Annotated in this window: 9 protein-coding genes; 4 read left to right on the plus strand and 5 right to left on the minus strand. The window is 67.8% G+C overall.

Features of this window, described 5'->3' with window-relative positions; all coding sequences use genetic code 11:
• Positions 1-214 (minus strand): hypothetical protein (locus tag AC1DHD_RS12100; RefSeq protein ID WP_476879949.1); only part of this gene is annotated, 214 nt, incomplete at its 3' end.
• A 209-nt stretch (positions 215-423) separates the two neighbouring features.
• On the minus strand, positions 424-831 hold the full coding sequence (mscL, locus tag AC1DHD_RS12105; protein ID WP_476879950.1) for a large conductance mechanosensitive channel protein MscL: 408 nt from the start codon (positions 829-831) through the stop codon (positions 424-426).
• A gap of 168 nt (positions 832-999) precedes the next feature.
• Here mscL and AC1DHD_RS12110 point away from each other — a divergent pair, with 168 nt between their 5' ends.
• Positions 1000-2259 carry an amidohydrolase gene (locus AC1DHD_RS12110; protein ID WP_476879951.1) on the plus strand — a complete coding sequence of 420 codons (1260 nt, stop codon included), beginning with the start codon at positions 1000-1002 and terminating at the stop codon, positions 2257-2259.
• A gap of 4 nt (positions 2260-2263) precedes the next feature.
• On the opposite strand, the gene AC1DHD_RS12115 is transcribed toward AC1DHD_RS12110, so the two are convergent.
• Positions 2264-3151 (minus strand): helix-turn-helix transcriptional regulator, encoded by an 888-nt coding sequence (locus AC1DHD_RS12115; protein WP_476879952.1) that lies wholly within the window; start codon positions 3149-3151, stop codon positions 2264-2266.
• 129 nt (positions 3152-3280) lie between these two features.
• Between AC1DHD_RS12115 and AC1DHD_RS12120 the strand changes: the two genes are divergently transcribed.
• Together AC1DHD_RS12120 and AC1DHD_RS12125 are read left to right on the plus strand one after the other, a co-directional pair.
• Complete coding sequence (locus AC1DHD_RS12120; RefSeq protein ID WP_476879953.1) at positions 3281-4480, plus strand: MFS transporter; 1200 nt, start codon at positions 3281-3283, stop codon at positions 4478-4480.
• An 80-nt stretch (positions 4481-4560) separates the two neighbouring features.
• On the plus strand, positions 4561-4893 hold the full coding sequence (locus tag AC1DHD_RS12125; protein WP_476879954.1) for a carboxymuconolactone decarboxylase family protein: 333 nt from the start codon (positions 4561-4563) through the stop codon (positions 4891-4893).
• A 28-nt stretch (positions 4894-4921) separates the two neighbouring features.
• Here the strand turns inward: AC1DHD_RS12125 and AC1DHD_RS12130 are convergent, their stop codons facing one another.
• Complete coding sequence (locus AC1DHD_RS12130) at positions 4922-5776, minus strand: 3-hydroxyacyl-CoA dehydrogenase (RefSeq protein ID WP_476879955.1); 855 nt, start codon at positions 5774-5776, stop codon at positions 4922-4924.
• A gap of 26 nt (positions 5777-5802) precedes the next feature.
• A complete protein-coding gene (locus AC1DHD_RS12135; protein WP_476879956.1) occupies positions 5803-6435 on the minus strand; it encodes a TetR/AcrR family transcriptional regulator in 633 nt (210 codons plus the stop codon).
• Positions 6436-6504: 69 nt separating this feature from the next.
• On the opposite strand from AC1DHD_RS12135, the gene AC1DHD_RS12140 reads away from it, so the two are divergent.
• Positions 6505-7266 (plus strand): flavin-containing monooxygenase (locus AC1DHD_RS12140; protein ID WP_476879957.1); only part of this gene is annotated, 762 nt, incomplete at its 3' end.

Here is a 7266-nt window from a genome sequence, read left to right on the forward strand (position 1 = left end):
CTTTGCCGGACAGTGCCACAAGCACACCGGCTGTGGCGAAGTATTTGTTGCTTCCCAGGTCGCGAATGGTCTTGATGCCGAGGCCGGCCAGAAGCTCGTCGTGCTTTTCCGTCAGCCCCGCGAGGGCTGAGGGCGGCGCGGAGAGAACTTCCTCGAGGCTGGCATTCTCGTAGGCCTTATCGAGTGCCTTGCCCAATTCAATGGAAACAGCCATGTTCATTTCCTTTCGTCGATGCGGAAATATGCGCATTCCCACCGCGGGGGCGGACCAGGGACTGCGCAGATACCGGGAAATTCCCGGCACCCCTGACGGCTAGGCTATCGCAGAGCCGGCCATAATTGACGGGAAAATCAGGATCAATTTTGCCGGACCCCGCCGCCCCGCAGGGCCCGTATCCGGACCCTGCGGGGCCGGCGCCGCTGCTAGACCCGGCGGTCCTGCTGCAGGGCATCGCGGATCTCGGTGAGCAGGGCGATCTGCGGGTCTTCGGCCGCCTCGTCCTTGACTTCGGTGTTGATGCCGAGCCGGCGATTGCGGCGTTCAATCATGTGGTTCATCGGCGCGACCACCACGAAGTAGATGGCCGCCGCCACGAGCAGGAAATTGACGATGGCCGTGAGGAGGACACCGAATTTAATGTCGTTGCCGTTGAGGGTAACAACGGCGAAGCTGTCAAAGTTGTGCGCTCCGGTCAGGCCCGCGATAAAAGGCATGAGGACGCTTTGGACTAGGGCCGTGACCACTGCACCGAAAGCGGCACCAATCACGACAGCGACGGCAAGGTCTACGACGTTGCCCTTCAGGATGAAATTCTTGAATCCGGTCAACATAATTTCCAAGCTACTCCGCGAAAATGGGATATGGGCGACCCGACGCCAAATTTTTGGGGTGTTGGCCTCCTAGCCTCCAAGGCGCACGTGCCGCCCTCGGGTCTAGGGTGGACAGTGCCAGCGGCGCCCGGACGGCCGGGCGCCCCCACCGCAAAGGAGCGCGGGCGCATGGAAAGTTCGGAGCTGGTTCTGGCGGACCTGGACCGGGAACTCGGCTGGATCCGCGAAACGTACACGGCCGTGCACCGGCGGCCTGAGCTCAGCCTCGCGGAGCACCAGACGGCCGGGCTGGTCGAGGAAAAACTCACCGCATTCGGGTACGCCGTGACCCGGTGCGGCGGCACCGGCGTCGTCGGCGTCCTGGCAAACGGGAACGGCCCCACCGTGCTGGCCCGGGCAGACATGGACGCGCTGCCGGTCACCGAAGACACCGGACTGGACTATGCCTCGGAGGTGCCCGGGACCATGCATGCGTGCGGCCACGACGTCCACGTCGCCACCCTGCTGGGAGCGGCGAAGCTGATGGCGGACGGACGCCGGGCGTGGTCGGGCACTTACGTCGCACTGTTCCAGCCCGGTGAAGAGATCGGCGCGGGTTCCCAGGCCATGATCGACGACGGGCTGGTCACCCGCGTGCCGCGGCCCGACGTCGCCCTGGCCCAGCACGTGATGCCGATAGCGGCCGGGACCCTGGCCACCACGGCCGGGCCGGTCCTCTCGGCCGGGGATTCGCTGAGGATTACTGTCCACGGCAAGGGCGCCCACGGGTCCATGCCGCACATGGCGGTGGACCCGGTGGTGCTGGCCGCCGCGATCGTGCTGCGGCTGCAGAGCGTGGTGGCGCGTGAGACCAAACCCGGGGACTTCGCGGTGGTCACCGTAGGGGCCCTGAACGCCGGGACGACGTCGAACATCATTCCGGACCGCGCGGTCCTCCTGCTGAACATCCGCACGTACGACAACCAGGTCAGGCGCACCGTCCTGGCGGCGATTGAGCGGATCACCCGGGGCGAGTGTGCTGCGGCCGGGTCGCCCCGGGAGCCCGACTTCGAGTACTACGACCAGTTTCCGCTGACCAGCAACGACGCCGCGGTCACTGCCCGGGTGAGCGCCGCGTTCGCCGCGCATTTTGGTCCGGACGCGGTTCTGCGCGCCGCGCCGCAGACCGCCTCGGAGGATTTCAGCCGCATCCCGGACGCCTTCGGGGTGCCGTACACGTTTTGGCTGCTCGGAGGGGTGGACCCCGTGAGGTACCGGGCCGCCGTCGCGGCGGGCACCGTGCCGCAGGACATTCCGGCCAACCACTCGCCCTTCTTCGCGCCCGTCCTGGATCCGACGCTGTCGCTGGGCGTCCAGGCCCACGTTGTCGCCGCCCTGTCCTACCTCGCGGCAGCCCCGGCCGGCCCCTCCGCGGTGCCCGGGGCCTGACGGGTTAACTCGTGGTGCGGTGGCGCTCCGCCGCGGGGTCCGCGCTGGCACTCCAGCTTGCAAGCAGCCGGAGCCTTTCCGCCGAGGGCGAGCCCGGCTCCGCGGTGTAGACCATCATCACCTGGCCCGGTTCGGCGGTAATGGCCAGCTCCTCGTACGCGAGGATCAGCTCGCCGGCCACCGGGTGCTGGAAACGCTTGGTTCCCGAGCCGTGGGTGCGGACATTGTGGGCACCCCAGAGCGCTCGGAACACTTCACTCCGCGTGGAGAGTTCCCCGACGAGGTCCTGCATGGTCCGGTCGTGCGGGTCCCGTCCGGCTTCGGCGCGCATGATGCCGACGCACATCTCGCTGAACAGCTCCCAGTCGGGATAGAAGTCCCGCGAGGCCGGGTCCAGGAACTGGAAGCGTGCCAGATTGGGGGTGCGGCCGCCGTCGCCGATCACCGGCGAGTAGAAGGCGCGCCCCAGCTCATTGGTGGCCAAGAGGTTCTGGTAGGGGTCCCGGACAAAGGCGACGCCGTCGGTCACGGCGTCCAGGGCCCATTGCAGGCTGAGGCGCGGACCCGTTTGCTGGCCGGAGCGCTTCCGCTGCCGGCCGGACGTAGGGATCCCGTCCGCCGCACGGGCCAGGTGCAGCAGGTGCGCGTGCTCGGCGTCGTCGAGGCGGAGGGCACGGGCGAGCGATTCCAGCACCGACGACGACGCGCCGGCGATCGAGCCGCGCTCGAGCTTCGCGTAATACTCCACGCTGACGTCGGCCAGCAGGGCGACTTCGCTGCGCCTCAGACCGGCCACCCGACGGTTGCCGCCGGCTGCGAGGCCCGCTTCTTCCGGGGTGAGCCGGGCACGCCGCGACATCAGAAACTCTCGTACTTCGGCCCGGTTATCCATGCTTCAAGATTATGCCGCGGCGACCGGACAAGGGGTCCCCTCCCGGTACACCCCTCAGCAGTGACTCCCCCGCCCGCGGAAACGGCGCTTGACTGGTTGGACCCGGAAAACAGCGCACACAGGAGACCCATGACCACCGCCACCGTCAGTGCACCATCCACACCGCCTTCCGCCCCGTCGCGCCTGCCGCTGGGGGCGCTGATCCTCCTGACCGCGATGGGCTTCGTCCTGATCAGCGCAGAGACCATGCCGGCCGGCCTCCTGCCGGTGATCGCTGCGGGCCTGCACACCAGCGAAGGAACCGTGGGCCTGCTGGTCAGCGCCTACGCCCTCGGCACCGTCCTCGCGACCATCCCGGCGATCACCCTGACACGGGGTCTCCGGCGGAAGCCGCTGCTGCTCGCCGGCATCGCCGGACTCGTGGTGGCCAACACTGTCACCGCGCTCTCCCCCGATGTCGCGTTGTCCCTCGTCTCCCGTTTCCTGGCCGGCGCGTTCTCCGGCGTCATCTGGGGAATGCTGGCCGCTTACGGCCGCCGTATCAGCCCGCCGCGGAACGCCGGCCTGTCGCTGGCCATCGTCTCCACCGGAGCCCCGCTGGGCTTCGCGTTCGGCACGCCGTTGGGCGCCTGGATCGGGACGGCGTCTGACTGGCGCTGGTCCTTTGGCGCTCTGTCGGTCCTGGCGCTCGCCGTGGTCGGGCTCATCATCGCCTTTGTCCCGGATGCCCCCGGGCAGCCAGCCACCACCCGCCTTCCGCTGGGCCGCGTCTTCCGGCTGCCCGGCGTCGCCCTGATCCTGGCCGTCATCGTCGTCTGGATGCTGGCCCACAGCACCCTTTACACCTACATCGCCCCGTATCTCCGTTCCGGGGGCACCGGCCTCACCGCCGACCTCGTGCTGCTGGTCTACGGCATCGCCTCCGTCCTCGGCGTCGGGCTGACCGGGGCCCTGCTGGACCGCTACCCGCGCCCGCTGCTGCACCTGAGTGTCGCCGCGTTTGTCAGCGCCGGAATCATCCTGCTGGCCGGGCACGGTTCGGCCCCGGCCGTCCTGACCGCCGCGGCGCTCTGGGGAGTCGCCTTTGGCGGTGCGGCCCCGCAGCTGCAGGGACCGCTGACGACGGCGGGCGGCGAGAACGCAGACGTCGCCAACTCATTCCTGCCGGTTGCCTTCAACCTCGCGATCTTCGGCGCCGGTATTCTGGGCGCTGTTCTGCTGGTTCCTTTTGACGGCTCGGTGCTGCCGGTGGTGATGGTCGGCCTGGGCGCGGCAGCCCTCCTGGTCACCTTGTACGGCCGCCGTTCAGCATTTCCACGCCGGCTCTGAACCGCCGTCGAACACGCCGGCAGCCCCAAACCTAACCCCCAACCGGCAGCCCGCGCGCTGCACCCCATGAAAGGAACATCATGACTGAACAACCCCTGCAGGTGGGAGGCGGCCGCAAGATGTTCGGCGACTTCGCCCCGAAACTCGCCGAACTCACCGACGACGTCCTGTTCGCGGACGTCTGGAACCGCCCCGAACTCTCCGCACGGGACCGCAGCCTGATCACTGTGGCCGTGCTCACCGCCGCCGGCAACACCGGGCAATTGGGCTTCCACCTCGGACGCGCCGTTGAGAACGGAGTCACCCAGGAGGAGCTCATCGAGGCCATCACCCACGTCACTCTTTATGCCGGCTGGCCCCAGGGTATGGCCGCGATGGGCGTGGCCCAGCAGCTCTTTACCGACGGGAAGTAGTCATGCCGGACCCGGCGGCCGTCCTGGCCTAGTACTTGTAGAAGCCCTCGCCCGTCGCGACACCGAGTTTGCCGGCGTCGAGGTAGTTCTCCTTCAGGTGCCGGGCAAACGCCTGCGATCCCGCCGCCGGTGACGACGCGGCAATGTTGTAGGCGGTGCCCAGGCCGACGACGTCGAAAATCTGGAACGGCCCGCTGGGGGCGCCGGTGGCAATACGCCACGTCTTGTCGATGGTCCGCGGGTCCGCGACACCCTCCAACAACAATCCCGCGGCAGCGTTCAGGAGCGGCACCAGCAGCGAGTTCAGCACATAGCCGGCTTTCTCCTTCCTGATCTCGATTGGCTCCAGCCCGCTGTTCCGGGCGAACTCGACGACGGCGCTGAACACCGCCGGATCGGTCTCGGCTGTACCCATCACCTCCGCGATGTTCTGCGCCCAGATGTTGTTGGCGTAGTGGAGGGCGAGGAATCGGTCGGGGCGGCCGGTGGAGTCTTTCAGGTCGCTGGGCAGCAGCGTGGAGGAGTTGGTGGCGAAAATGGTCCGGTCCGGGGCGAGCCCGGCAAGCTGGCGGTAGAGCCCGCGTTTGAGCTCGAGCAGCTCGGGCACTGCCTCGATAACAAGGTCGGCATCCGCTGCGGCCTCGGCCAGGTCAGCGGTGAGCCGGAGGCTTTCCAGGGCCGACCCGGCCCGGCCCTCCTCCGCGCCGGGCATGCTGGCGTGGTAGATGCCGGCGAGCCTGGCGAACCGGCCCCGGGCCAGCTCGAGGGCGGCGTCGTCGACGTCGTACGCTGTCACCGCGAAGCCGTGGAAGGCTGCCTGGAAGGCGATTTGTGAGCCGAGCACTCCGGTGCCGAGCACGGTCAGGGTCTTGATCGGGGGCATACGGTTCTTCCTTTCGGGGCCGGGCGCTAGGAGCGGCCCGGTGTATCGGACCCGTAGATGCTGCGGATCCAGATGGTTGATAGGACCTCGAGGGCGTGCGCCTCAGTGATGGCAGGGGTCTCCCGGTTGAGGACGGCGGTGATCACCCGTTCGTTCATCAGGTTCAGGCTGACCGCGAGGTCGTGGGCGTCGATCCCCTCCGGAGCGGCGCCGCGCATCCGCTCGGACCGGATCACGCCGCTGGAGTAGTCGACCCACGACTGCATCGACCTGGACCAGAGCTCACGGACTTCCTCGTTGCGTGCCCGAGCGGCGATGGCTGCGGTGGCCACCCCGCGGTGGGCAACGAACACCTCGACGAACATGCCGATGGACCGGGTCCATGCTCCGGCGGGGTCACTGTCGAAGTCCCGCGGCAGGCCCCCCACCCGGTGCTCCACTTCGGTGATGACACGGTCCAGGAGGGCCAGCAGGACGGCGTCTTTGCCCGGGAAATAGAAGTAGAACGTGGGCCGGGAGATCCCGGCCCCGCGGGCGAGGTCCTCGATCGAGACGTCATCGAAGGACCCTTCGCCTAGGAGAGCCTCGGCAGTCACGAGGATTCCGTCCTGGCGTTCGTCCCCCGAGACCCGTGCGCTGCGTCGTCCTCGTTGAGCCATGCGCCCATCCTAACCCTCCCAATCAACACGGTGTTGACTCTCTCGACTGTGAGTCGATACCTTGGCGGGATGAGCGAGCACGTGGATGTGTTGATTGTCGGAGCAGGGCTGAGCGGCGTGGGTTTCGCCAGCCGGCTGAAGCGTGACCTTCCGGGGAAAACCTTTATGCTGCTCGAATCACGCGGCGCCGTTGGCGGTACCTRGGACCTCTTCCGGTACCCGGGCATCCGCTCTGACAGCGACATGTACACACTCGGTTACTCCTTCCGGCCGTGGGCAGGCGCCAAAGCCATTGCCGACGGTGACTCCATCCGTGACTACATCCACGCCACCGTCGCAGATGAGGGACTCGAACCGCAGATCCGCCTGAACACGCGGGTTGTCGCGGCGGACTGGTCCAGTGACACGGCGTTGTGGACGGTGACCGCCGTCCGCACGGCGGCCGGCGAATACAGTGCCGACGCCGCTCCCGACGCCGGGGAGAACGTTACCTTCACGTGTTCGTTCCTGTCGGTCTGCTCGGGCTATTACCGCTACGACGAGGGGTTCACCCCGGCCATCGAGGGGGCCGACAGCTTCGCCGGAGCGATCGTGCATCCGCAGCACTGGCCGGCCGGCCTCGACTACACCGGAAAGCAGGTGGTGGTCATCGGCAGCGGAGCCACCGCCGTGACCCTCGTACCGACCATGGCGAAGTCCGCGGCCAAGGTGACCATGCTGCAGCGCTCCCCCACCTACATTGCCCCGGTGCCGTCCCGGGACCACCTCGCCGACCGGCTCCGCGGCAAGGTGCCCGCGCAACTGGCCTACGACGTCGTCCGGGCCAAAAAC

It is taken from the genome of Arthrobacter sp. 05L45_2 (assembly GCF_056397525.1).